Here is a 25,193-nt window from a genome sequence, read left to right as displayed (position 1 = left end):
ATCTTACACCTCCATAACAAGCAGCTCAGGGTTAGCGAGCAGCTGTTTAATGTAATTCATAAAGTTTTGTGCTGTTGCGCCATCGATGATACGGTGGTCAAAGCTCAGGGAAAGAGCCATTACAGGTGCTGCAACTACTTCGCCGTTTTTGATCACTGCTTTTTCGCTGATGCGTCCTGTTCCAAGAATAGCAACTTCAGGGAAGTTGATGATTGGAGTGAAGAACATACCGCCAGCAGAACCGATGTTACTGATGGAGATTGTGCTTCCTCTCATTTCATTCGCGCTCAATTTGCCCTCACGACCACGAGCAGCCAGATCACGGATAGAATCAGCAATCATCCAGATGGATTTACGATCAGCATCTTTGATAACAGGAACGATCAAGCCGTTGTCTGTATCTGTAGCGATACCGATGTTGTAGTATTTTTTGTAAACAATTTCGTTAGCTTCTTCATCAATCATAGCGTTCAGAGCCGGGAATTGGCGGGAAGCCGCAACCAGTGCTTTAACGATGAATGGCAGATAAGTAACTTTTGTTCCTTTTTTCTCTGCAATTGGTTTCATGCGAGTACGGAAAGCAACCAATTCAGTTACGTCCACTTCGTCCATGATTGTAACGTGAGGTGCTGTGTAAGCCGATTTAACCATTGCATTAGAGATCGCTTTACGGATACCTTTGAATGGTACGCGCTCTTCTTCAACGTGTTGATCAGCTACAGCTGCTGGTGCTGCGGATTTTTTCTCTTCTTGAGCCGGAGCTTCGGAAGATACCGCTGCGGAAGAACCGCCACCGTTTTTGAAGGATTCAACATCTTCTTTGGTTACTTTACCGTTGTTGCCAGTGCCGTTAACCTGAGCGATGTCTACACCTTGTTCGCGAGCAAATTTACGCACGCTTGGTGTTGCCAGAACGTCTTTGGCAGGTACTGCCGGAACGCTGTTGTTGCCGCCTTCTTTAGCTGCATCCGAGCTGGAAGCTGCTGCAGAAGAACCGCTTGTGTCAGCTCCGCCTTGAGCTGCGTCTTTCTCTTGCTCACCTTGATCGCCAGCAGGAGCGTCGTCTTGCTCAGGAAGTTCGCCTTCTGCATCGATGATCGCTACAACTTCACCAACGTGGCAGACTTGACCGTCTTTAGCGAATACTTCTGTAACTGTTCCGTTAACCGGACAAGGTACTTCTACAACCGCTTTGTCGTTCTGTACTTCCATGATGATGTCGTCGTCAGTTACTTTGTCACCGACTTTGATGTGCATCTTGATGATTTCGCCTTCGTGCAGGCCTTCGCCCAATTCAGGGAATTTATATTCAAATTTAGCCAACTGAAAAACCTCCTTGATTATGTGCTCAATCCTGAAAACAACCCTTAACTCCAAGAAACAACTGTTACTGCTAATGCAAATAACTGTTACTCAAGGGGCTAATGGCTGTTTACAGTGCAGCTTGCGCTGCGGTGTGAATCACCATACTGCGCCTTGCGGCATGTCAGATGATTAAATTAGAAATTTACGACTTTGTTAACCGCAGCAATGATACGCGCCGGGTTAGGCAGCCATGTATCTTCGATTTGTGCAAATGGATATACAGTGTCCGGACCAGCTACACGCAGAACCGGAGCTTCCAAGTGCAGGATTGCTTTTTCATTGATTTGGGCAATGACTTCAGCTGCAACACCTGCGCTCTTTTGAGCTTCCTGTACAACAATTGCACGGTTTGTTTTCTTAACGGAAGCAACGATAGTATCGATGTCGATCGGGCTAACCGTACGAAGGTCGATAACTTCAACTTTGATTCCTTGTTTTTCGAGTTCATCTGCTGCTTTCACAGAAGTGTGAACCATCATACCGTAAGTAATGATCGTTACATCAGAACCTTCACGAACAACGTTCGCTTTGCCCAATTCAACAACGTAATCTTCTTCAGGCACTTCTGCACGGAAAGCATGGTACAAGTTCAAGTGCTCCATGAAGAATACAGGATCGTTATCGCGAATAGAAGCGATCATCAGACCTTTTGCATCGTAAGGGTTAGAAGGAATTACGACTTTGATACCTGGTGTTTGCGTGAGCAGACCTTCCAGGGAATCTGTATGCAATTCTGCCGCTTTTACGCCGCCACCGAATGGTGTACGGAATACGATTGGAGAATTGTATTTTCCACCGGAGCGGAAACGCATACGAGCAGCTTGCACTACCATTTGGTCAAGGGCTTCGAAGATAAAACCAACGAATTGGATCTCAGCAACCGGACGGAAGCCTTGTACACCCAGACCTACAGCCAGACCACCAATAGCGGACTCAGCCAGTGGTGTATCAAATACACGCTCTTCGCCAAACTCTTTTTGCAGACCTTCCGTTACACGGAAAACGCCGCCTACATTACCTACGTCTTCACCGAAAAGCAGAACGTTAGGATCACGTTTCAACTCCACGCGAAGCGCATCACGGATTGCTTCTTTCATGTTCATTTGTGCCATTTGCTTCATTTCCTCCTTAAACATTGACAGTTCACATTTGAATTCGTACATGTATACCGGGACATTAAAGTCGCGGATGTTTATGCTTTATCGGAAAAAACTTATTGGAAATCAGCTTTTTGCTCTTCCAAGTGCTTAGGCGTTTGTTCGAACATGCTGTCGATCAAGCCTGAAATCGTCATTTTCTCGGTTTTTTCCGCTTTTTTGATCTCTTCATTTACTTTAGCTTTTGCTTCTTCTTTCACACGTGCTGTATCTTCTTCAGTCCAAAGACCTTTTTTCTCCAGATATTTAGCGAAACGTGCGATAGGATCTTTAGCAGACCATTCTGCCTCTTCTTCTTTTGTACGATACTTGGAAGCATCATCCGAAAGGGAGTGAGGACGGAAACGGTAAGTTACTGCTTCGATCAATGTTGCGCCTTCTCCGTTACGTCCACGCTCAGCAGCTTCCTGAACAGCTTTGATAACAGCGAAGATGTCCATACCGTCAACTTTAACACCTTTGATACCTGCTGCTACCGCTTTGTGAGCGATGGAAAGAGCTGCAGTTTGTTTAGCAAAAGGAGTAGTGATGGCATAACCATTGTTTTGTACAAAGAAGATAACAGGCAGTTTGTATACACCAGCGTAGTTCAGACCTTCATAGAAGTCACCTTCAGAAGAACCGCCATCACCTGTATACGTGATAACAACTTGTTTTTGTTTCTTCAATTTGTAACCCATAGCGATACCCATTGCATGCAGAATTTGTGCACCAATGATGATTTGTGGCATCAATACATTAACGCCATCTGGAATTTGTCCACCATGTTGGTGTCCACGGGAGTACAAGAATGCTTGATAAAGAGGAAGTCCGTGCCATACGAGTTGCGGAATGTCACGATAGCCAGGACATACAAAGTCTTCTTTTTCAATTGCAAATTCACTACCAACCATTGTCGCTTCTTGACCAGATACTGGAGCATAGAAACCAAGACGACCTTGACGGCCCAGGTTTACTGCACGGTCATCCCAAGTACGGGTAAATACCATGCGGTACATAATTTCTTTTAATTGATCATCGGAAAGTGTAGGCATCATGTCTTTGTTAACAATTTCGCCGTCAGGAGACAGCACGGACAGAGCTTCTACATCCTCTGTATACACTTCATAAGGAACCTTGCTCATTTTTTTCTTCACCTCAACAAAAAATTTGAATATCAAGTTCCGCTGTTATAATATTATTATACACCTGTTTCACTCCATACGTCAAAGAAATCCGTAATTTTTTTATGTTTCCCGCCGGATTGTATGTATAACAGGGGCTTAATATTGGTATAACAGCATAATACATGATTGCGTGTTTGACCTAACCCCGCACAAGGGTAATCTTACCGTATTGCGCGGTCGAATGCAAAAAATTAACCGAGAAAGGTGACGTTTTATGACGGATTCCCGCTATTTGAAACGCACGATTGTGAAGGAAGAGATTGAAAGTCGCTATCTCGGAGAGAAGCGAACGCTCCGTATTTACCTTCCTCCGGGCTATAACGAATTGCTTAGCTACCCTGTCGTTTATTGTCAGGATGGCGAAGAATTTTTTAATTTCGGACGAATTGCTACAACAGCTAACCAAATTATTCTGGACGAAGGAGCCGAACCTTTCATTATTGTAGGGGTTCAGGTCGATGTGTCTGTGAGAACGCAGGAATATGCCCCATTTGGAGATCGGTTCAAGGCATATACCGCTTGCTTCGCTGAAGAGATTATTCCCTATATAGAAGAGAAATATCCTGTGCGTCCATCTCCGCAGGAACGCATTCTTGCCGGAGACTCGCTCGGTGGCAGTGTTTCGCTTCATCTTGCTCTGTTATATCCGGATCTGTTCACACGTGTGATCAGCATGTCTGGCGCCTTCTACTCTGCTTCACAGGAAATCTATGCCGCAGCTGAAGATCTGTCTTGGCTCTCGATCTGGATGATTGTTGGTTTGCAGGAGACTGATTTCGAGGCAGACACGGGTACGTATGATTTTGTTCAATTAAACCGGGATACTCGAGAATTGCTGGAAAAACGTGGTGCCCTCGTCTCCTACCAGGAGAAAGACGGAAAACACCAATGGGGTTTTTGGCAGAAGGAATTGCCCGAAGCATTACTTTATTTCCTCCAGGAAAGATAAATGGACCACTTTAACAGGCGGCTGAAATGCCGCTATTTTTTTTCATTTTAATGATACCGCTTACAATTGTAACCTGAAAAAGAAGCAGGATATCCTGCTTGCTTTAAGTGCTCTAATCCTGCTTCTTTATCGAATTACAAATTAAGCATGAATTTTGTTTGCTTTTTAGGCTAAGGAATGTTCCGCTTCAATCTTACTCAACAGAACATCGCAGCCTGCGTTAACCAGCTCGTACACCTCTTCAAAATTGCCTGTGTAATATGGGTCAGGTACTTCTCTGAGTTTTTCCTCGGGAAGCATGTCCATGAACTTGATGATGTCCGCCTCAGCTCCGCCTGGAACGTTGCGCACATTATCTGCATTGGAATTATCCATACACACAATGTAATCAAATTGAGTAAAGTCTTCGCTGTCGAACTGTCTTGCTGCCATGTTGGCATAAGAAATCTGGTACGAATCCAGCAATTTTCGAGTCCCTTCATGCGGAGGTTTACCAACATGCCAGTCCCCTGTACCCGCTGAGTCCACACGAATCTGGTGTTCAAGCCCCTTCTCCAGGACTTTGTGACGCAAAACGGCTTCAGCCATTGGTGATCTACATATATTGCCCAGACATACAAACAAAACATTAATCATATTAATCCCCCTTGCTTAACGTACCTTGAAGTACCGACGATGTTGGCTGTGTCACAATGTTCTCCGGCTGAGGACTGACGTTTCCGGTCTCAGATGGTACGAGCGAACGACGTGGCAGTTTCCATTTATAATGTACAGAGCACATCCGGAAGAACACAACGGCCGCGAAACAAAATAATAATCCAGCATTCGTTGTCAACCAACCCATACCTATAACAAATCCGGCTGTCATTGCCCATACAGCATAGATTTCGTCACGCAATACAAGCGGTTTACGTCCAGCAAGCACATCACGAATAACGCCCCCACCAATACCGGTCATCACTGCTGCAACGATAACTGCGCTAATGGGATGTCCCATGTTCGCCGCGTACAGCGCCCCTTGAATTGCAAATGCTGCGAGTCCGATTGCATCAAACAACGCCTCTGTTCGCTTCCAGTGACTAATCCACTTGAGAGGCAATATAAACGCAATTGCTACAGATACTAAGGCTAACATAATAAGTGATCCCTGACTCCATAGTGTCGTTACAGGTATACCTATAAGTACATTCCGGATAATCCCGCCTCCGAATGCCGTGACAAGTCCAAGCACTAGTACACCCAGAATGTCATACTCCTCTTCCATTGCTACGAAGGCACCGGACATTGCAAATGCAATAGTGCCTATAATGCTGAATACTTCAAAAATGTGTAAGTCCAACCTGTTCAAACCTCACTTTTCAAGTCATCTCCATGTCGCTCTACCCATTGTATCCGCGAGCACTGAAATTGTGCAACCACATTTTGTGGATTATACTGGTTTGGTGAATATATTTGTACAGGTTCCAACATTATGTTTGGACTATGAACTATTTTTCTCTGAATTAGGAAGGATGAAATAAAATGACGGCGAAACGGATTATTATTTTTACAGGCGGAAACTTATCTGTAGAATTACTTCAGGAAATACGAGAAGATGATATGATCATCGCGGCCGATCGCGGTGCATTATTTTTAATTGAACACGGCATTCAGCCACACATTTCAGTTGGTGACTTCGACTCCATTAATGAAGAGGAACGTATCATTGTAAGTAACAATAGCATTCGGTTCATTACATGCGACCCTGTTCACAAAGATCTTACTGATACAGAAATGGCTTTTGAGACAGCGCTAGATTACGAACCTTCTCACATCTTAATGTTAGGTGCTACAGGTACACGTATGGATCATACACTCGCCAATGTACATATCATGGTTCGCGCGATGCAGTATCATATCTCCTGTGCCATTCAGGACAAGCACAACTACATGACACTGACCACATCCAAAGCTGTGGTTGAGCACCGTGACTATAAATATGTTTCTCTGCTCCCCTTGACTCATGAAGTTGCAGGAATAACTCTAGATGGTTTTATGTATCCACTAGATCAAGCCACCATTCGCATGGGACAATCCTTGGGTGTAAGCAACCAGCTCTTAGGCTCCTCCGGTACAGTCACTATCGATAGCGGCTTATTACTGATTATTCAGAGCAAAGATTGAATCTACTCGTATGCTTTATAGTTATTTATTACGTTTTTGTAACCAGTGATTCAATCAAGAAAATAGGTTCACACATAATAAAGACCCTTGATATTCAAGGGTCTTTGTTGTTTCATCATTATTCTTCATTCGTCAATGATTAATTTTTTGACATTTTTAATCATATTTTAATAAACATACCCAAACCATTGTGGTGCAAGGGATTACACTCCCCTATCCAATTTCTAGGCTGTTACAAAGCTGTTATACTCGCTCTAGCAACTTAACGAAAACGAATTTTGGAGGTACTAACTAACATGAAAACAAACATCTTTGTCCAAAAGGCCGTAACCGTCGGGTTGTGCGCTACACTAGGTTTTGGAGCTGTATTAATGACTAACGCACCTGTTGCACAGGCAGCAACTGCTTCTGTATCCACAGGTCAACAGATTGTTAACTATGGTAAACAATTTACTGGAACTCCATATAAATTTGGTGCTTCAACCTCAACAACCAAAGTTTTTGATTGCTCTTCTTTTATGAAATATATTTTCAAAAAGTATGGTGTAGATTTGCCGCGCACTTCCGTGAACCAATCCAAAGAAGGTAAAGCTGTGTCTAAAGCTAATCTCCGTGTCGGAGATCTGGTATTCTTCTCCAGCGGTAGCCGTTCTACCGGTTCCAATGTCACTCACGTAGGCGTTTATGCGGGAAATGGTAAGATTCTGCATACGTACGGATCTCCAGGCGTAACCCTCTCTGATCTGGACTCTGGTACTTGGAAGAGAACGTATGTTAAAGCTCGTCGTGTACTTTAGATTCACATCATAGCTAATGAGTAAGGACCGGGGGTATTATCCGGTCTTTTATTTTTACCCTCTTTTTGCCACACTTTAAACTGGTGATTCATGGAACTAACCTAGTAATCTAATTTTTATCATGCAACATATAACCGATCCCACGCACAGTATGAATCAGTTTCACACTTCTTCCCTTATCCACCTTAACCCTCAGATGTTTGATATACACATCCACAACGTTGGTATCCATCGCATACTCATATCCCCATACTTCCCGCAAAATATCACTCCGAGTACATGCTTCATTCACATGCAGGGCCAGAAATTCCAGCAATTCGTACTCTTTTGGTGTTAATGTCAGGTATTCACCCGCACGATTTACCCGTCTTGAACGCAAATTCACTTTAAGATCATGAACTACAATTACTTCTTCGCCCTCTGGTGTTGCATTCGCAAAAACACGCAATAAGTTTCGTATTCTGGCAAGCATTACGGTCATGTGGATCGGTTCCTCCATCACGTCATTAGCTCCATAATCCAGCCATTCCACGATGAACTGAGGAGATGCAATTGAAGTAATAACCAGTAGAGGTATAACCTGACCTTTATCTAACCATCGTTTTAATTCTAATTTCTGATCCTGGCCACAATGTTTCGTCCCCTCTTCCCGGTCTACCAGGATGATCAGGTTAATATGCAACAACGAAGGCTCGACGGATTGGTTTAGTTCGGACCACTCCATTCGTTGCACCTCATACCCTTCGCTACATAAAACATCCTGAATAAGGCTGACCTGCTCTCCTGCTCCAATCAGCAAAATGGCTGTTTTCACTCTTTTTCACCCGGCCTGTCTCTATCCCCACTGCTCGCAGCAATGGTTGGTACAGATAGCATGCCGTAAAATGAAAAAGTCCATTCCCTCAAGGGAACAGACTTTGCTTCTTTCTTGCTTTAACCAAAGTAACGATGGACGAGCGTACGTGCTTCAGCTGTGTCTTTTGTTCCGTGTACGAGGACACGTCCATCTTGGAAAATAACCATTCTATGGACTCCTGTTGTAAAAGAAACCAGAAACGGATTGGATTCTACTTTTCCTTCTTGAAGTCTATCCAGACGTTCCGCTGTTTGTTGAAGATCCAGATTCATGCGCCGTGCAGGTCGGATCTGAACGGTGTCCCTGCCACACAACACATCGGTTTTCTCCAGATTGGACGCAGAAAGATATGGATACGTTGCCGAAGTACCGCAGGAAGGACAGTCTTTCTTTTTCGCACCATCCACATTGATGGATATGTATTCGTTCCTCCACACGTCAAATGACAATAACTTACGTCTCAATGCATTTGCATTGCCACTAAGTAACTTCATCGCTTCTGCTGTCTGATTCGCCGTTACCATCTGTACCGCTTGAGGTATGATGCCAGACGTATCACAGGTATCTCCACCCAGAGGGACTTCACCCAGCAAACAATTTAAACATGGCGTATCTCCAGGCATAAATGTATAGGTAATACCATAACTACCTACGCATCCACCATAAATCCAGGGAATACCGTGCTTCTGTGCCATATCATTAATAAGTAGTCGGGTATCAAAGTTATCCGTTGCATCCATGATCAAGTCTGTATGCTGAACGAGTTCTTCCAACTCATCTACTCTGACGTCCAACACTTTCCCTTCCACATGAACCGTGGAATTAATGGCAGATAAACGTTTTTCCGCCGCCATTGCCTTCGGTATCCGCTCAAGCGCGTCCTGTTCTACATATAATTGCTGCCGCTGCAGGTTACTCCACTCCACATAATCACGATCCACAATCGTTAAGTGTCCGACTCCTGAACGAACTAACGTTTCTGCAATTCCTGTTCCGAGTGCGCCAGCGCCTACAATTAAAACTCTGCTGCCCTTTAATCTGGCCTGGCCTTCCTTACCAAGTGGCGCGTACCGTTCCTGTCTGGAATAACGATCGGCCTGCTCGAAAGATGTTACTTGATCTGTCATGTATGAACCATTCCTTCCACCGGACTACTGGCTGCTGCATAACGCTTTACGGGAATCATGCCTGCCTCATATGCCAATCTACCCGCTTCTACCCCCAATCGCATCGCTTTAGCCATGCTCACTGGATCCCCTGATCCGGATACGGCTGTATTTAACAATACGCCATCGGCCCCAAGTTCCATCGCATAAGCAGCATCTTTTGGGGAGCGTAATCCTGCATCAACAATTACAGGTACAACGGCCTGCTCAATGATGATCTCAAGGTTATATGGATTGATGATACCTCTACCAGCTCCGATGGGAGAAGCGCCAGGCATTACAGCATGTACGCCAAGTAATTGTAGCCTTTTGGCCAGAATGACATCATCCGAAATATAAGGCAATACCGTGAAGCCCTTTTCCAGCAAAATTTCGCAAGCCTTGTACGTTTCAATCGGATCTGGGAGTAACGTCATTCCATCTCCGATGACTTCGACTTTTATCATATCACAAAGTCCTGAAGCCCGCGCAAGCTCGGCAATCCGCACCGCCTCTTCCGCAGTGGAAGCCCCTGCCGTATTCGGAAGAAGTGTGTATTTATCCAGATCCAACGTATCCAAGAAATGCTTCTGGTTACGCTCTTCCAGATTCAGACGACGAACAGCAAATGTCAAAACTTCCGTTTCAGATGCTTCCACAGCCTGACTTTGCACTTCCAGATCCGAAAACTTACCTGTTCCAAGGAACAATCTGGACTCAAACGTATATTTACCAATGTTCAACATCATCAACCGCCTCCTACAAAATGTACAATCTCGATTCGATCGCCTTCTCTTAATGCCGTCGTTTCATGATGCTCACGCGTTAAAATATGCTTGTTCAGCTCTACAACTACAGTCTTGACTTGCAAATCAAAAGATTGGAGTAATTTATCCACACGATTCAATCTGTCTTCAATCTCCATCCGTTGACCATTAACGATGATATTCACTGCACCACTCCCTTTCTGTTCAATCGCTCAGGGCTCAGCGCCTCAATTCCGAGTTCTTCTGAGCTTTTGCCAGCGAGCAACTCAGCGATAAGCCTGCCTGTTATCGCACTAAGCAAGATACCGTTGCGGTAATGTCCAAAGGCGGCAAACAACCCGGGAATACTCTTGCAAGCACCTATATAAGGCAGTCCATCGGGAGTTGCCGGTCTTACGCCTGCCCACGCTCGTATAAATTGTGCTTCCTTCATCCCAGGCACCCAGTGGGTAGCCGCTGTTAGCAGCTTCTGAACACCCTGTACAGAAACGTTCAAATCCGTTCTGCCTGGCAGACTGGTTGCCCCAAGCCAAACCTCTCCATTGGCTTTGGGAACAATATAGATATCCTCTGCATACACCGTTCTATCAGGTCTGTACCCTGCATGTTCATCTGAGAACTGAACCGCGGCTATTTCACCTTTTACCGACCACACAGGCAAGCTCAGATTCACATGTCTCATCAACTCTTCACTCTGTAATCCAGCCGCTATAATGACATGTTTGCATTTCATCTCACCGATCGATGTGGTGATCCCCTGCACACCGTGTTCGTTTGCTTGCACACGTATATCCTGTATGTCCTCCATAACCCGTGCTCCCAATGCTTGAGCGGATTCAGCATATGCCTTCGTTAGATGGACAGGAAGAATCTCACTCTCGTAAGGTCTGTAGTAGGCTCCATACGTATCTCTGTTAAGCCATGATGCCTCCTGTTGCACAACGGAACGGTCCCACCACACCTCATCAGCAGAAGCAGACAACGCAGACTTCCGATTGTCCTTATAACTACTTAATTCACTGTATGAACGAAAAGGAGTTAGGAATCCGTGGCGTTGCAGACCAGTCTCTACCTCACTGAGTGTAGCCATTAGCACCTGTTGCTCGATAAGTAACTGCCTGCTCTGCCTGGCAAGCTTAGCCATCAAAGGATGAGCAAAATCCTCACTGACTGCTGCCAGCATCCCAGCCGCTGCGCAAGAAGTCCCTCCTGCAATCGCCGAACGCTCCAGTAACAGCACATCCTGTCCACGGGAAGCAAGCTCATACGCAATGGCACATCCAACAACGCCTCCGCCTACAATAATCGTTTCTGCATAAATCTTATCCGGTCTATCAGTAATGATCTTTTTCATCCTCTCATCTCCTTGATTCAGCGGCTCAAACTTTCTGTAGCAACGATAGCCTGCCTAAATGATTCAGCGGCTCGATCCGGGGAATCGCTCGCCCATACATTCGAAATCACAGCGACTCCCTGTGAGCCTGCAGAGCGAATAGCGTGAATGTTTCCCGGTTCGATGCCCCCAATCGCCATGACAGGAATGGAGACACCAGAGCACACTTCAGCCAGAGCATATAATCCTCTTGGTTCAAGATCAGGCTTACTGTTGGTTGAGTAGACATGCCCGAAGAAAAGGTAATCGGCTCCCCGTTCTTCAGCGATTTTTGCCTCATCGATTGAATGAACAGATACACCCAGACGAATTCGCTGGACATTGCTTATAACAGCAGGGTTGTAGTTACGTATAGCCTCTTGCCCCCAATGTACACCGCCATAGATGTCATTCTGTGGTGGCAGTTCTGAACCATTGATAACGATGCGACAAGACGGAACGCCAACACCACGCAGACTTTCAGCCCAACCGATCTTTTGTTGCCACGAGAGTTGTTTCTCTCGTATATGGATGTAGTCCACCCATGGCCAAACGTCCTTTGCAACTTTTACAAAAGATGCTTGATTCCCTACACCCGTAGATACAACATGCAGTTCAAATGATCCGTGTACACGTTCATGAGAAATTACCGTACTTTTCATCTCCTTCCATGCGTGAATGCTATGAAAACACAAAAAAGCCACTCCCGTAGGGGAGTGGCTGCGTATTAATTATAGGACCAGATGACTGACTGATACATACAGTTCATTTCGTGCAATAAAGCTATAGACCTTATAGCCATAACGTTATACACGCAACTGCATGTTTCAATTTACTAAGCAAGACGGTTGAATTCTTTCGAATTGCCATTTGCTCACGTCATTCACTGAAACCCGCTCGCCACTTCCCTACGCTGGTATGATCCAGATCAGGTGCAAAGGGTCCGGAATCGCATTCTTCCATCTCAGCCACATCGTGCGGCCCCCCTAGTGTTCATATGAAGTTGTAGCCTATGTTACCATAGAAGGATTTTTTTGTCACCGTTCATTTCTATTAAGCGTTGCTTGAATTGTCTAGTTTTTCTCAGACCATTCTTCAACATTCCATGTTTTGGTAACCCAACCCTCGTAGAAATCAGGTTCATGAGATACCAGCAACACCGTTCCCTTGAATTCTTGCAAGGCACGCTGTAACTCAGCTTTAGCTGTGACATCCAAATGGTTCGTCGGCTCATCGAATAGAATCCAGTTGCTTTCACGCATCAAGAGTTTGCATAGACGAACCTTGGCTTGCTCTCCACCACTCAGCATGTTAAGCGGACGGGTAATGTGCTCATTTTTCAACCCGCAGCGAGCGAGATGACCCCGGACTTCATTTTGGGTCAAATGTGAAAACTCATTCCACACATCCTCAATCGGCGTGATATTCCCAGCACGAACTTCCTGCTCAAAATAGGCCGTTTCGAGATAATCTCCCAAGAAAGTCTTTCCACTGAGTGGAGATATTTTTCCCAGGATGGTTTTCAGCAGTGTTGATTTACCCACACCATTACAACCTACGATGGCAATTTTTTCACCACGTTCAATTGTCATTGTCATTTTAGGCAGCAAAGGATACGTATATCCAATTTCAAAATCAATGCCCTCAAAGACCGTTTTGCTGCTCGCGCGGGCATCCTTGAATTTGAACGTTGGTTTGGCCGCTTCATCTGGACGATCAATACGTTCAATTCTGTCCAGTTGCTTCTCCCGGCTCTTCGCTCGACCAGAAGTTGAAGCACGTGCCTTGTTACGCTGAATGAAATCTTCCTGTTTCTTGATGTACTCTTGCTGTTTCTCGTACGCATCAATATGCTGGGCTTTATTCATATCAGCCATCTCAAGGAACTTGTTATAGTTCGCTGCATATCGCGTTAATTTGGCAAATTCCAAATGATAAATGACATTTACGACTTCATTCATGAATTCCGTGTCATGAGAGATTAACAGAAAAGCGTGCGGGTAGTCCTTCAGGTAACGTGACAACCATTCAATGTGTTCTACATCCAGATAGTTGGTCGGCTCATCCAGCAAAAGGGCTGTAGGTTTCTCAAGCAGAAGCTTGGCAAGAAGCACCTTGGTACGTTGCCCACCACTTAGAGCTGCGACATCCCGATCAAGACCAATTGCGGACAAACCAAGACCATTGGCCATCTCTTCCACTTTTACGTCAATCAGATAAAAATCGCCCTGTTCCAGTTGTTCCTGAATATCGCCCATCTCTTCCAGCAACTGCTCCAGCTTATCTGGATCTGCATCTGCCATCTGGTCCGTTATATTCATCATTTCTTTTTCTAATTCAAGCAACGGAAGGAATGCATCTTTAAGAACGTCACGAATGGTTTTGCCTGGGGTAAGCTTTGTGTGCTGATCCAGATATCCATAACGGACCTTAGGTGTCCATTCCACTTTTCCACTATCTTTAAGCAATTTACCGGTAAGGATGTTCATTAATGTGGATTTACCCACACCATTGGCACCAACAAGTCCTACACGCTCTCCGGCAAGTAAACGAAACGATACATTTTTAAATAACGTGCGATCTCCAAAATTGTGACTTACGTTCTCTACTGACAATAAACTCATAAGATGAGGTTGCTCCTATCTATTAGACATTACTTTTATTATTGTTCCGAAACCCTATTCTAGCACAGGTCCCGTCTTTTCTGAAAGTAATGTAAACAGTTCAGGAACCTCTTACATGATTTTGTCATACAGGCTACCCTAACGATTAGAGCATTTATATTCGAAATAGCCTTGTGCAGCTGCTTGTCTTGCGTCTGTAAACACCTCTTCAGCACGGTAACCATTACCACATGTGGAGGGATAGTAGTACTTGATACCCGTTAAAGGATCTACCCCACCTACGATGGCCGTTTTCTTCACAAGTCTGCCTCCACCGATCGCATAATTGTTGATCTTTTGGTCACCCACACCTATACCTTGGATAAAGGCCATAATCCCTGTATCATTAATGGAGTTGTACCAATCTTCCTGCGCAATCAGGGGCATTGTAAATGTATAGGAAATACCGTTTTTTCTGGCAAACTCATTATGGCGGTTAATCACATCAGCCAGATCATCCTGCACCGTAGTCACAATCCGGCTTTGTCTAACTTGCTCAAATACGCTGGTATTCTGAAGTAAAGGAATCTGTGTGCTTGAAGCCAGTTCTTTTTGGAATCCCTCAATCCATCTCCCTGCGCTTGCGTCAAAGGCATATACGTAGTCATCCAGTGTAAAGTTGATACTGTTACCATTAGAATCTGAATATGTATAAGGTTTCTTGGGGCTCCACACTTGCCTGAAAGAATCTTCACGGTTACCCGTCATCTCTGTTTCTTTGGACAACATATAATAGCCATCATAATCCAGAATAACCACGGCAGGTATGTAATTAAACATGTTTCGAATAGCTGCAGGATCGTCTTGAATCCCCATATTCAAAGCCATCGTCTGCGTAAATGTTAACAAGGCAAGCTCTTTGTCCGCTTTAACAAACTTGGTTGAATCATAACCCGCTTCATCATTTTGTTTCTCATTCTGATGCATGACTGCACCTGCATCCATGACTGAGGTTTGAAGTGCAGATCTGTATCGTTGACCAAAATATTGAGCCTCTTCGGCATCTTGCGTATGGAGTGAGATGATCCAAAAGAGCGGGAAAAAGATCAACACAAATACGATGGATAGTTCAGTAATCTTCATTGAGGACCATACCTCCGTATGTTACAAATACTGCTGAAGCCTGAGCCGTGCCACTCAACCATTCACGAATGAGCATGGAAGGTGTACGATTTGTATTTTGGAGCGTCACGGTGAAAAAATCCCCTGTCGTCAACGTATATCTTCGGCCAGGATCATCAACCGGTATCACACCTGAGGATGGGAATAGTCTTTCTCGAATCTGAGTTGCATAATATCCATCCTGCACCACTTCATAGGTCCCGTTAAAACTGTTATTGTCCATCGGGTCTATATAGTGCGGTACATATTTCTTATGTAAATGTTCCATCGACACCTCATACACATTGCCCGTCTGGGACAGTTGCTCCTCAAACTCAGCCAACATTCGAGGTGAAATATACCCTTTCGTTCGAACAGCATCAACAAAACGTGTTACATTCTGAACAGCCGTCATACGTGCTATATCATCCTGCCGATCGGCTGTTTCAGCAGCTGGGTACACATAGAGCAGAAGGACTGCGAGCAATACGGCAAGCAGCCTGGATGCGGCATTAATCAATTCACACTCGCCTCCTTCCAAAAAACAATCTTGAGCAGTTCTCCAGTTTCATTTCGTATAAACTCTGGTCTGTAGGTGGCATCGAGCTGGACAGGAATCGTCGCTGTTTTGCTGACAAGTGGATCGATCACATACGAAGTTCCATCTACCTCCACAGGAATGCCTGTGCCTGTCATCTGTCTAACGGTATGCAACACTTCCGCACCACTATACTGATACGGATTGGTGGTATGCAGTGTTGTTGTCAGCCGACCTTCCATGCCTGCTGTTGTCTGTACTCTGTCGTTCAAGGCCGCTGATAAAATCTTAACATTCTGTTGCCCGTACAGGCAGGCTGTCACAAACAGGACAACCGCCGTACAAAACAACATGAGATGCTGTGTATTCCGGGACATGTTAAACCAACTCCTGTCAGGATTGCTGGAAGATCAGCCCTCTTACCACGTTCGAACGGTCTTTTACGATAATGGCTTTGAATTTACCACTTGGATTGACATATTGATTTTCTTTTTCACTCATGGTCTGGTTAATAATCCCCACTTTATCGTCGGGTGCAATAACCGAGCCGTAGTCCGCATTATTGAGATCCTGTGAAATGTTTAATTGATTGCCGTACCATTGACCCGCTTTATTTTTACCTGTAATAACTTGAATACCGAACTGGTCCTTGTCCGCATATTTACGCAGCGCATTCGTTACCTGTGATCCACTGATGGTTGTTCCGTCATATACCGTAAATGCAGCCTGGGACAACTCGGTTTGGATATCAGCAAAATTGTTCTGGGCCGTCTTGGTTGCCTCCTGAGCCGAAATAAACAACAGAACTACAATTGTGATCAAAGCGATTGTTAAGAATATCCCTGCTGCCACCTTTAAAGCGCTTGATGCATTGTTCATGATAAATCCTCCCAAGTTATAAGTTATTAAACTATTTCAGACTGTCACACAGATGAATTGTGCTACAGTTTCTGAATTTGCTCATAATAAATGCTCATCTGTAAGAAACTCATACCGACCAATGGAATGACCAGATACAAAAAGATAAGGGCGTACATAGGTGTAAATCCGATGGTTCTGCCCCATGATGCTTTGACATCTATCATTTTGCTGTACTCCTGCTTGCGTTGTTCAAAATAAAATGCCATCATGCTCTCGAGATCATCGAAGGCTTCACGTATTGAGATTTTGCCAAGGGCAAGCTGTAATTTATCAACTAGTCGCTGGAACTCGGGCAAGCCCGCCTCTTCCTTTAATTGTTCAAGTGCAAGCTCTGGTCCATGTTCAAAATGCAACAAACATTTTTGCAGCGGGCGCTTGAAAATGACGGCAAATCGATTAAGCCACTCCAATATCTCCTCGACTGACATCCGGTCCATCTCACGTAAAATGGAAATCACTGTCTGGAATTGATAGATTTCATGTCGCATATCCAACCTTCGCATTTTCCGCTGAAATAACATGAGCCATACGGGCATGTAGTACCCCGCTGCACCCATGAGAATGGCTATAATCATTTCCCACCAGCGTACATATTGTTTGTTATATACCTCAAGTTTCTGCATAATGCGCGTGATGGTCTCATTCTGGGTATCATGGTCTAACTGAACTGGAGATAACTGCTGTAACGCTTTGGAGACTTCTTCGTATGTAGCTCCTCGGTTCATTTCTACACTTTCCAGCACGGATTGATCCAACGCTGTTTTTTCCTCAGCTTTCCTGAGATCCGCTTCAGCCATTGCACCAAACATTCGATCATCGCGGATTGGATCATACAAGATGTGGTTACGTTCAACCTGGTGCAACAGCAAGATGCAACCCATTGTAAGGACCAAACAACCTGCGAATAACAACACTCGTCGAATGGCAAGCCATTCGTATTTCAACTCTGAACTGCTCTCCCTCATGAGCCTTATCGTTTGACTGTACTGTGCACTGCCAGGTTTTGCTGCAAACAACATCGCCAATTTCCGTATGAAGATTTGCTTGTACAGAAACTGATCCAACCATGAATGCTTATGCCCTGACCGATAACGGGTCTCATCGTATTGCTGGAGTCTTTGCAGAAGCAAATAAGCAAGGATGATGATCACATAGATCGATATTTTGGTAACAAAACCGATTTTGCTGCGATAAAATTCATCCATCGTTGGGAAACTGACTCTAGCCCAGCGTTCGATCGGAGCGGTGAATAATACCGGAGCGAGCGCGATGATATTAAGTCCTTTGAGCAGGTAATCCAATTTATCACGCCGCAAAATCTCCAGATGAATCTCCTGAGTCAGATTACCAAGTCCCTTGAGATAGATAGACCCTTGTGCTCTGTCCTTATCCCCGAACTCCATGACCATATAGGAAACGCCTGCGAATCCTTTGAGAAAACGGTTGGGAGCCACTTCATAATAACGCTCAAGTGCTTCATTTGGATCTGGAGAAGTTAGAGCTTCGTAGATCAGTCTTACTTGTTCTGCTGCTTCTCCTGTACCTGCTTCAGCGGCTTCATAGAGTGCTTCCTCAACCATGCCATGCTGATGATACCGATGCCTTACATCTGCAAAGAGATCCAACATCTGCACCAGCAACCTTTTCTCCATACGACTAAGGCACATATCCAATACCAGGCTGTTTAGTACCACAGCACAGAGCACGGACAGTATTACAAAAGCGATACCCGGCTGCAGAAGAAACAGAATGACACTTATGCCGCCATAACCTCCAAGAATAATTAGAACCACTGTCATCGTCAGCCTGCGAAGTGAGGGCTCATCCCCAACATGGCGGAATGAAATACGTTTCTGCACCTGTAGAATATAAGCTGATAGCAATGGCACTTTCATTCCAAGACGGTAGGACTGCAACAAGATTGATCCCAGTCCTTTGAATCCCTTCCCGCTAGGAACAAAAATCACGCCGGATTGACTTGTTGAACCACCTCCTCTGTGACGTAACATACTTAAAACCAGAAGTGTAATCAGCAACCCCCCTGCACAAATACTTAATACGAGGAGCAGAATCCATTTAATTGTCATTCTGATCACCCCAGTGTTGCTTCATAAACTGTTCAAACTTCTCGGCATCCTTTAATGTCATCTGTTCTCGCATATCCACCATGCTTCCAGAAGAGATTGGAGCTGTTGCAACATACGCTCCATCTCTGTACTCCACAACATTATGAAATGTAAAACCTGCCCTCTCTTCCACGCTATCACCTTGATTCGCACGAGGAAGACACTCCGTAATTCGTTCGATATATCTTCGTCCTTCAGCATCTTTCTTCATATGAACATCGAAGTTGATTACACTCACAACCTGCTCCTCAGCAATATGCTCATGCTGGAACATACCTGTCTTGAGCAAGGAATTACGGAGGGAGAAGACCAGATCACGAAACGTTTTGGCATGGTGGGTAAACAGGGTGAACAGACTGGCAACCTGAGACATTTGAATCATCCATGCGGCCACCTCATCACTCGCAACCTCACCGAGAATATTGACGGTACCATCCGTTTTTTTCTGCAAATCAAGCCCTTGTTGACCTGAAATGTGTTCGGTTTCTCGGAAACTCAAAATATTACGCCGACTATAGATCCGTCTTAATTGAAGTTCAAACGCCATTTCCTGCACCCGAAGGGTGTACGATGCATAGATGTGTTTGACCATAGCCATAAGCAACGTTGTTTTACCAGAACCCTGTGCCCCGGTCACAGCTGTGATCCGGCTTCCTTTCATCAGGTATTGAAGCAATGTAATTGGCAGATCTGCGTTGTTACCCGTAATTAACTGTTCAAGTGAAGCATTCGGAATATCGAACTTCCGGACGAAGAACGCCCACGATTCTGCAAAAGGAGGTCTAACAACAACGACACGGGAGCCGTCTTTCATCTCGTTCACCTTGTATCCACTTGCTTCCGACAACTGTCCGGGGTAATTGTATTTGTATATATTCTGGCATACCCTTTTCAGTTCACGAATACTGCCGAAGGACAGAAAGGATAGATGAATGGACTTACCTTTATAGAAAATCCAGACACTTTCCATGCCGCTAAGCGGTTCTTCATGTGCATTATCCTCCAGTCCTTGATCCAGCAAATCATTCCATGATGCCGGTTTTCGAAGTCCCATATTATGAACAGCATCAAGCATACCGCTGACACCACCACTAACACCGTCAATACGTTGGTCCCTTATCTCATCAACAACCGAGAATCCTTTATAATGTTGGTAGATACGTTGCACGATGATATCCGTCTTTTCTCTGAATCCAAGCTCTCGATATTCGCACTCGAACACATACTGAATATCCTCCTCAGAAATATAATAACTTCCTCCATCGTCCGTACCTTCCTCCATTCTCAGTCTGCCAAGATCGTAGGTATCAATCATTCGGGAGAGTGCATCCACACCGAATTGCTGTCGGTACAGATAAAATACAATTTCGAATCGGTCCTGGATCGTCAGCAAATCTGGTTCTGCAAACAAAATAACTTCATCTACATTTGATTTGTTCAGCCCTATGCTTCGGGTCAGGAGATCCCCTATCAGATTTTTGACATACGTTTTGTCGCTGATACTGCCTGAGACACAGCCCTTCAGTGCTTTTCTCATCTCGGCACGCTGATTAATTCTTCGACGATATTCTTCTTCATGCAGACCCGCATCCGCGAGCTGACTATGACTAAGCTCATGAAGTGAGTTCTTCACCTTCTCAATCAACATGTCAATCGTGAATGATTCCTGTTCAGGAACACGAGCACTCTTTGCACGAAGAAACGTTCTATACTTGAACCAGATATAAGTCAGGCACAGAATCAAAATCAAACTTATCCATATGGTATTCCAGAGCATCGGAGGTTCACGCTCCCCTTTCCAGCCTCTTCAGAACTGTGCGCATACCTGCACCGTCCATAATCAGGCGAGCGAGTTCGCTCATGCTTGCAGCAAAACTCCCTTTACGAATATCCTTATCCTCAGTCAAACTTTCCAACTGCAAGTATCTAGCGACATCTCGCCGATTCATTGCATCCAGGTATCCGGTTGTGTACGGTATCGCAGATATCGTGCCTTTATATCTGAACTGTCGCTTAATATTGGAAAGCGTTGCACGGGAATGCAAATCGTATTTGTTAATGACGACATGTATATTCTTATTGTTCATTCGTTCTGGCAGGATCTCTTCAAAGAACAACTCCAGATTTCGCATATTTTGATCGAGATTAATTACAACATAGTCCGCCTGTTGCAGCTTGAGCTGTGAATCAACACCAGCATGATCCGCATCCAGAAGAACCAGATCATAATACTCGTTAGCTACATTTAGCAGCTTTTTCACTGTCTCACCATGTTCCTGCGGGGAACGTTCCATCTCATCAATTCTTCCGGTTAAGAAATCAAGTCTTTCCTTCAGAAGTGGCTTGGTATAATCCCTGAGATTGTGCTTATTCAGACTGCCGCTCGAATGCAGGCGTTCAATCGCATCCCAGCCACCCTCTTCGAAGGAGAACATAAAATCCGCTGAATCCGTATCTTTGGATGGTAGAGCAGCTTCTGTGCCAGTTCCGGCAAGGCCTGCATTAACAAGTAACACTCTTGTTCTGTAGTGAAGTGCCATCGCATAAGCACTAATTAATGTGCTTGAAGTGCAACCTGTTCCTGCAAAAGGGCTCCAAAAGGTAATGGTGCTCATGCTCTCATCCTCTCTGCTTCTTTCATCGCACGGCGACTGCGAACACTTTCCCAACCTGTTAACTGCTCGACCACGCGACACAACGATTTTTTGTAATTTCGTGACAGAGGTCCAAGATGAACTCGGCGATGATGCTCATTCTCAAGCTTAACCGCAGCTGTTAACTCATCCCACGGAAGTACTAAGGATTCTCCTGTCCACACAAACGGACTGCCCTCCAGATACGCCCACAGATAACGAGCTTCAAGCTTGCAGTCAACCCCGTTAATTAAGAGCCGCTGAAATGACAGCTCACCAGGTAATGACTGTTCTTCAAGCAACCGCGTCAACCATCCCTTGCCACGTTCCAGATTGTAACGCTCATAATCACTCACCCAGACTCTTACATCAGCGGTTAGCCAGAGATTACGTGAAGCAAAATGCGAGGTCTCCATGTCATATAACACATAGTCATAACTGTCCAATCGCTCTCCATTTACTTCAAGATGATTCTCTACAGCTGCTGAAGTAACAAAATGACAAGCGATATCAAATCCTTCAAATTCCGTAATTCGCAAAGACTGCTGACTGTCACCTACACCGTACCCATACTTCTGCTGTAAGGTTCCATCTACGAGTAGGACCTTGTTGCCTGTTGAAGCCAATATCTTGCAAAGATATAACATCAGATCATTCTTCTCACATAAACCCGCAAAGATCCATGTATGCATAGATGTTACAACTCCTTTCTTTTTCTTAAACTCCCTGTTATCTGAATTATTCTAAATTAAACCTCGGATTTCGCTCTATTCTCCACCCGTTAGCAAGCTCTGTTGTTCTGTTTGTGAAGCATCAGCAGGATCATTTACGCTTCCAGAATTAGCTCCTGCTCCGTTTCCTGAACCATCATTCCACATCACTCCATCCGACGTTGCCGGATTATTTGATGATGGACGACTGTTATATGTAACTGAGGATTGTGCCACATCCTGTTCAACCCCTTTTGACGGTGCTGTCATGGAGGCGGCCAGTGAACTTTCAAGCGAACTTCGCACCTGTCTGGATAACTCCTGCTCGGCTCGTCGAACAATATTCGGATCACTCTCCAGCAGTTTTAACACTTCTGAATTGGCAGGATACGTCGCGATTGCAGGTGTCTGAAACTGTGGTTCTACATAGGTTAAGGCATAGATTGAAGCTTTATGTAAATAGGCATCTACAATTGCACTTGAGAGTGACAGAATTTCTTCCTCCGTCATCGTAATCCATAAGGTAGCTGCATTGAGTCGTTCCACTTTTTTCTTCGATAAGAGAACATAGTCTTGTCCGGTAGGGAATTGGATACGAACATCAATAATATCTCCCTTAACAAGTGAGGACGGCAGTAATACAACTTGCAGCTCTCGATTTCTTAAATCAGGCGGAGCCGGTACATCCTCATACACCATCTCGGTGGTAATGGCTGTTCCTTTTTTCAACTCTATTTTGGCGACTTGGCCTTCCATCTGCTTCGTACTGGACCAGAGATTTCGCGGTGCTTGTGCATCCGGAACAGCAATAAGCTTCAGATCCTCAGGTAATATCGGTTCACCTGCTTCAATATCCCGAATCGTAACCCATCCTTGTGCTCCCGAATCCCATTGTTGCTTTAATTCAGCTTCCTTTTCCTCATATGCCGATAAATAACGGGCTTCTACAGCTGACCTGACATCCCCCATCGTTTTGACATTGTAAATAACATATCCTCCAAACACCAACCCTACAGCTCCTGCTCCGATAAGTCCGGCATAGATCAGTTGACGGCTTTGTTTTCTTAATTTAGACAAAAGAGGCTCTCCTTTCGTAATCTTCTAATCATGTACTTTCCTTCTTGAAAAGAATGAACGTTTCTTGGGCTGCTGTGCCATCATATGCATTAAAATATGTGAAAACACTTTATCCATCTGTGCGTCCTTGTCAAAAGGATCAATATGTAACGGCAGACCATATACACTCGATGTATCCAGAGCTTTACGAATGCGCTGAACAGCCTCACTTGCTGCCAGGGGCAGACAATATATCCATTTCTCTCGTGGATACCGATGATGTGATCGAACAAAAGCACCAATCTCCGCCTGTCTCCATTCGGCACCTGAGCCTATAACAATAGGTAGATCTGCACGCAGGAATTCTTCCAGCCGGTTCTGATCCTGACCACTACCGAGATCCATCACGATGAACTGATAACTCCCCCCAAGCAAAGACAAAATATCCGCTCGCCCGGATTGTTTCCAATAATGCACACCATCGACTGCAAACTGTCTGCCTGCTGGCACCGGTTTACCCGCTTGAGCGATTTGTTGAATCCTTGCAAAGGATTGAGAGCGAGGTGACATTTCAATCACAGCTACTTTGAAGTTTTGCCTTTCGAGATAATGACTGATAGCTATAGCCGTATGGGTAACCCCTACACCAGATGAAGCACCAGTCAGGGCAATAACTCTTGTTCCCCCATTCAAGGTCATCGTTGTATCTCGACCAGGCGTTGTTCCGCCGGGTATTCGGAGCAGTTCCTTCCGCACCTCATCGGCAGATTGGAATCGCTCTTCGGCATTATACCTTAACAGTCTTCTCGCCACAGGGATGTATGTCCGCGGAACATCACTCCGGATAGAGCTTTCCACACCCTGAATCCATTCCGTATACGCACCACTTGTCATAAGATACAGGAGCAATGCTCCGAGTCCATATAGATCTGAACGCGCATCGGTCTGACCCGAGCCATATTGTTCTGGAGCGGCAAAACCAGCGGTTCCCAACTTAACGGTATCTTCAGCACTTTGCGGTTTGTAACTTCTGGCGATGCCAAAATCAATTAATCTTACTTCATGTTCCGGCGTGATCATGATGTTTGATGGTTTCAGATCCCTATAGATCACAGGTGGATTCAGATTATGCAGATAACTCAACACATCCAGCAATTGAAGTACAAGCTCCGTCAACTGCTCCATCGGGATCTTCCCACGACACTGCTTGAAATACTCACTGAGCGTTAACCCGTCGATGTATTCCATCACCAAGTACGTGTACCCATCTTCATCCGGGACAAAAAAATCAACAATTTGCGGCAATCTTGGATGGCGAAGTGATGTCAGAAGAGCGGCCTCCGTCTCCATACTGCCTTCATATGGCATAATCGTTACGCTTTCTTTAATTGCCCATATCTTGCCCGGCAACTTCAGATCCTCCGCCTCGTATACATGGCTCATTCCGCCTGTTCCCAGAATGGATACGATACGATATCTACCTCCCAGCAGGCTTCCGCGTTCCAGCCTGGCCGGATGTCTCATATCAATTCCTCCTTCATTACACAACAAAAAAGGGAAAGCTTCACCGAAGTAGAACAGACCGGATAATCCGATTTTGTTCGCTTCGGGATGCTTTCCCTCAGGTTTGTTATGGTTAATATTGGTATCATTATAGTACAGCCAGGAATAGATTGTAAAGCACAAAATAAAATGAGCTTAATCGAAT

25 protein-coding genes and 1 riboswitch are annotated in these 25,193 nt (G+C 44.9%); of the genes, 3 read left to right on the top strand and 22 right to left on the bottom strand.

Annotated features, from left to right (window positions below; all coding sequences use genetic code 11):
- Positions 1-3 precede the first annotated feature (3 nt).
- From MHI01_RS01005 to pdhA, 3 genes are all read right to left on the bottom strand, one after another.
- The gene (locus tag MHI01_RS01005; protein ID WP_340982293.1) at positions 4-1,323 is read right to left on the bottom strand and encodes a dihydrolipoamide acetyltransferase family protein; all 1,320 of its coding nucleotides are present in this window, start codon (positions 1,321-1,323) and stop codon (positions 4-6) included.
- Between the two features lie 176 nt (positions 1,324-1,499).
- The gene (locus tag MHI01_RS01000) at positions 1,500-2,477 is read right to left on the bottom strand and encodes an alpha-ketoacid dehydrogenase subunit beta (RefSeq protein WP_036613653.1); all 978 of its coding nucleotides are present in this window, start codon (positions 2,475-2,477) and stop codon (positions 1,500-1,502) included.
- Between the two features lie 101 nt (positions 2,478-2,578).
- Positions 2,579-3,646, bottom strand: coding sequence for a pyruvate dehydrogenase (acetyl-transferring) E1 component subunit alpha (gene pdhA / locus MHI01_RS00995; protein ID WP_017688072.1), 1,068 nt, complete (start codon positions 3,644-3,646; stop codon positions 2,579-2,581).
- Between the two features lie 256 nt (positions 3,647-3,902).
- Between pdhA and MHI01_RS00990 the strand changes: the two genes are divergently transcribed.
- Positions 3,903-4,637: an alpha/beta hydrolase gene (locus MHI01_RS00990; protein ID WP_074095466.1), complete on the top strand. Its 735-nt coding sequence runs from the start codon at positions 3,903-3,905 to the stop codon at positions 4,635-4,637.
- Between the two features lie 165 nt (positions 4,638-4,802).
- Here MHI01_RS00990 and MHI01_RS00985 read toward each other — a convergent pair whose 3' ends face one another.
- A complete protein-coding gene (locus MHI01_RS00985) occupies positions 4,803-5,273 on the bottom strand; it encodes a low molecular weight protein-tyrosine-phosphatase (protein ID WP_340982292.1) in 471 nt (156 codons plus the stop codon).
- A 1-nt stretch (position 5,274) separates the two neighbouring features.
- Positions 5,275-5,976: a trimeric intracellular cation channel family protein gene (locus MHI01_RS00980; RefSeq protein ID WP_036613646.1), complete on the bottom strand. Its 702-nt coding sequence runs from the start codon at positions 5,974-5,976 to the stop codon at positions 5,275-5,277.
- Positions 5,977-6,158: 182 nt separating this feature from the next.
- Between MHI01_RS00980 and MHI01_RS00975 the strand changes: the two genes are divergently transcribed.
- On the top strand, positions 6,159-6,800 hold the full coding sequence (locus MHI01_RS00975) for a thiamine diphosphokinase (protein WP_340982291.1): 642 nt from the start codon (positions 6,159-6,161) through the stop codon (positions 6,798-6,800).
- Between the two features lie 296 nt (positions 6,801-7,096).
- Positions 7,097-7,597 (top strand): C40 family peptidase, encoded by a 501-nt coding sequence (locus MHI01_RS00970; protein ID WP_076250238.1) that lies wholly within the window; start codon positions 7,097-7,099, stop codon positions 7,595-7,597.
- Between the two features lie 109 nt (positions 7,598-7,706).
- Here the strand turns inward: MHI01_RS00970 and MHI01_RS00965 are convergent, their stop codons facing one another.
- The 17 genes from MHI01_RS00965 to MHI01_RS00885 form a co-directional block, all read right to left on the bottom strand.
- Positions 7,707-8,411, bottom strand: coding sequence for a response regulator transcription factor (locus tag MHI01_RS00965; protein WP_051449965.1), 705 nt, complete (start codon positions 8,409-8,411; stop codon positions 7,707-7,709).
- A 119-nt stretch (positions 8,412-8,530) separates the two neighbouring features.
- On the bottom strand, positions 8,531-9,580 hold the full coding sequence (locus tag MHI01_RS00960) for a ThiF family adenylyltransferase (RefSeq protein ID WP_340982290.1): 1,050 nt from the start codon (positions 9,578-9,580) through the stop codon (positions 8,531-8,533).
- Positions 9,577-10,344, bottom strand: a complete 768-nt coding sequence (locus MHI01_RS00955; protein ID WP_340984812.1) for a thiazole synthase — start codon at positions 10,342-10,344, stop codon at positions 9,577-9,579. The genes MHI01_RS00960 and MHI01_RS00955 overlap by 4 nt, the downstream gene beginning before the upstream one ends.
- Positions 10,345-10,346: 2 nt before the next feature.
- Entirely contained in the window at positions 10,347-10,550 is a 204-nt protein-coding gene (gene thiS / locus MHI01_RS00950; RefSeq protein ID WP_340982289.1) for a sulfur carrier protein ThiS, read from the bottom strand.
- Positions 10,547-11,719 carry a glycine oxidase ThiO gene (gene thiO, locus MHI01_RS00945; protein WP_340982288.1) on the bottom strand — a complete coding sequence of 391 codons (1,173 nt, stop codon included), beginning with the start codon at positions 11,717-11,719 and terminating at the stop codon, positions 10,547-10,549. The genes thiS and thiO overlap by 4 nt, the downstream gene beginning before the upstream one ends.
- Positions 11,720-11,736: 17 nt before the next feature.
- Entirely contained in the window at positions 11,737-12,399 is a 663-nt protein-coding gene (locus MHI01_RS00940; protein ID WP_340982287.1) for a thiamine phosphate synthase, read from the bottom strand.
- A gap of 226 nt (positions 12,400-12,625) precedes the next feature.
- A riboswitch (TPP riboswitch) is annotated at positions 12,626-12,735 on the bottom strand.
- Between the two features lie 75 nt (positions 12,736-12,810).
- A complete protein-coding gene (locus tag MHI01_RS00935; protein WP_036613631.1) occupies positions 12,811-14,361 on the bottom strand; it encodes an ABC-F family ATP-binding cassette domain-containing protein in 1,551 nt (516 codons plus the stop codon).
- A 138-nt stretch (positions 14,362-14,499) separates the two neighbouring features.
- Positions 14,500-15,483 (bottom strand): hypothetical protein, encoded by a 984-nt coding sequence (locus MHI01_RS00930; RefSeq protein WP_340982286.1) that lies wholly within the window; start codon positions 15,481-15,483, stop codon positions 14,500-14,502.
- Complete coding sequence (locus MHI01_RS00925; protein WP_340982285.1) at positions 15,470-16,021, bottom strand: hypothetical protein; 552 nt, start codon at positions 16,019-16,021, stop codon at positions 15,470-15,472. Before MHI01_RS00925 ends, MHI01_RS00930 begins: the two co-directional genes overlap by 14 nt.
- Positions 16,018-16,416: a hypothetical protein gene (locus MHI01_RS00920; RefSeq protein WP_282321096.1), complete on the bottom strand. Its 399-nt coding sequence runs from the start codon at positions 16,414-16,416 to the stop codon at positions 16,018-16,020. Before MHI01_RS00920 ends, MHI01_RS00925 begins: the two co-directional genes overlap by 4 nt.
- A 16-nt stretch (positions 16,417-16,432) precedes the next feature.
- Entirely contained in the window at positions 16,433-16,918 is a 486-nt protein-coding gene (locus MHI01_RS00915) for a hypothetical protein (RefSeq protein ID WP_036673846.1), read from the bottom strand.
- A gap of 62 nt (positions 16,919-16,980) precedes the next feature.
- Complete coding sequence (locus tag MHI01_RS00910; protein WP_445744885.1) at positions 16,981-19,047, bottom strand: hypothetical protein; 2,067 nt, start codon at positions 19,045-19,047, stop codon at positions 16,981-16,983.
- Positions 19,037-20,863, bottom strand: a complete 1,827-nt coding sequence (locus MHI01_RS00905; protein WP_339282958.1) for an ATPase, T2SS/T4P/T4SS family — start codon at positions 20,861-20,863, stop codon at positions 19,037-19,039. The genes MHI01_RS00910 and MHI01_RS00905 overlap by 11 nt, the downstream gene beginning before the upstream one ends.
- 7 nt (positions 20,864-20,870) lie before the next feature.
- Positions 20,871-21,701 (bottom strand): hypothetical protein, encoded by an 831-nt coding sequence (locus MHI01_RS00900; RefSeq protein ID WP_047843391.1) that lies wholly within the window; start codon positions 21,699-21,701, stop codon positions 20,871-20,873.
- Positions 21,698-22,411, bottom strand: coding sequence for a hypothetical protein (locus MHI01_RS00895; RefSeq protein ID WP_340982283.1), 714 nt, complete (start codon positions 22,409-22,411; stop codon positions 21,698-21,700). The genes MHI01_RS00900 and MHI01_RS00895 overlap by 4 nt, the downstream gene beginning before the upstream one ends.
- Positions 22,412-22,486: 75 nt before the next feature.
- Positions 22,487-23,506: an SAF domain-containing protein gene (locus MHI01_RS00890; protein ID WP_076250215.1), complete on the bottom strand. Its 1,020-nt coding sequence runs from the start codon at positions 23,504-23,506 to the stop codon at positions 22,487-22,489.
- A gap of 24 nt (positions 23,507-23,530) precedes the next feature.
- Positions 23,531-25,009, bottom strand: coding sequence for a serine/threonine protein kinase (locus tag MHI01_RS00885; RefSeq protein ID WP_253509128.1), 1,479 nt, complete (start codon positions 25,007-25,009; stop codon positions 23,531-23,533).
- Positions 25,010-25,193: the final 184 nt, after the last annotated feature.

Origin of the sequence: Paenibacillus sp. FSL M7-0656 (assembly GCF_038003225.1) — a bacterium.
GTDB lineage: Bacteria > Bacillota > Bacilli > Paenibacillales > Paenibacillaceae > Paenibacillus > Paenibacillus amylolyticus.
The sequence above is the reverse complement of the archived record's forward strand: the minus strand, read 5'-3'. Positions and strand labels throughout refer to the sequence as shown.

Excerpts from the sequence above, each read along its gene's own strand:
- MHI01_RS00940 (WP_340982287.1), bottom strand. The coding sequence starts at position 12,399 with ATGAAAAGTACGGTAATTTCTCATGAACGTGTACACGGATCATTTGAA.
- MHI01_RS00935 (WP_036613631.1), bottom strand. The coding sequence starts at position 14,361 with ATGAGTTTATTGTCAGTAGAGAACGTAAGTCACAATTTTGGAGATCGC.
- MHI01_RS00970 (WP_076250238.1), top strand. The coding sequence starts at position 7,097 with ATGAAAACAAACATCTTTGTCCAAAAGGCCGTAACCGTCGGGTTGTGC.
- MHI01_RS00975 (WP_340982291.1), top strand. The coding sequence starts at position 6,159 with ATGACGGCGAAACGGATTATTATTTTTACAGGCGGAAACTTATCTGTA.
- MHI01_RS00920 (WP_282321096.1), bottom strand. The coding sequence starts at position 16,416 with ATGTCCCGGAATACACAGCATCTCATGTTGTTTTGTACGGCGGTTGTC.
- pdhA (WP_017688072.1), bottom strand. The coding sequence starts at position 3,646 with ATGAGCAAGGTTCCTTATGAAGTGTATACAGAGGATGTAGAAGCTCTG.
- MHI01_RS01000 (WP_036613653.1), bottom strand. The coding sequence starts at position 2,477 with ATGGCACAAATGAACATGAAAGAAGCAATCCGTGATGCGCTTCGCGTG.
- MHI01_RS00930 (WP_340982286.1), bottom strand. The coding sequence starts at position 15,483 with ATGAAGATTACTGAACTATCCATCGTATTTGTGTTGATCTTTTTCCCG.
- MHI01_RS00955 (WP_340984812.1), bottom strand. The coding sequence starts at position 10,344 with ATGTTGAACATTGGTAAATATACGTTTGAGTCCAGATTGTTCCTTGGA.
- MHI01_RS00885 (WP_253509128.1), bottom strand. The coding sequence starts at position 25,009 with ATGAGACATCCGGCCAGGCTGGAACGCGGAAGCCTGCTGGGAGGTAGA.
- MHI01_RS00895 (WP_340982283.1), bottom strand. The coding sequence starts at position 22,411 with ATGCATACATGGATCTTTGCGGGTTTATGTGAGAAGAATGATCTGATG.
- MHI01_RS00905 (WP_339282958.1), bottom strand. The coding sequence starts at position 20,863 with ATGCTCTGGAATACCATATGGATAAGTTTGATTTTGATTCTGTGCCTG.
- MHI01_RS00985 (WP_340982292.1), bottom strand. The coding sequence starts at position 5,273 with ATGATTAATGTTTTGTTTGTATGTCTGGGCAATATATGTAGATCACCA.
- MHI01_RS00915 (WP_036673846.1), bottom strand. The coding sequence starts at position 16,918 with ATGAACAATGCATCAAGCGCTTTAAAGGTGGCAGCAGGGATATTCTTA.
- MHI01_RS00960 (WP_340982290.1), bottom strand. The coding sequence starts at position 9,580 with ATGACAGATCAAGTAACATCTTTCGAGCAGGCCGATCGTTATTCCAGA.
- MHI01_RS00910 (WP_445744885.1), bottom strand. The coding sequence starts at position 19,047 with ATGACAATTAAATGGATTCTGCTCCTCGTATTAAGTATTTGTGCAGGG.
- thiO (WP_340982288.1), bottom strand. The coding sequence starts at position 11,719 with ATGAAAAAGATCATTACTGATAGACCGGATAAGATTTATGCAGAAACG.
- MHI01_RS00990 (WP_074095466.1), top strand. The coding sequence starts at position 3,903 with ATGACGGATTCCCGCTATTTGAAACGCACGATTGTGAAGGAAGAGATT.
- MHI01_RS00900 (WP_047843391.1), bottom strand. The coding sequence starts at position 21,701 with ATGAGCACCATTACCTTTTGGAGCCCTTTTGCAGGAACAGGTTGCACT.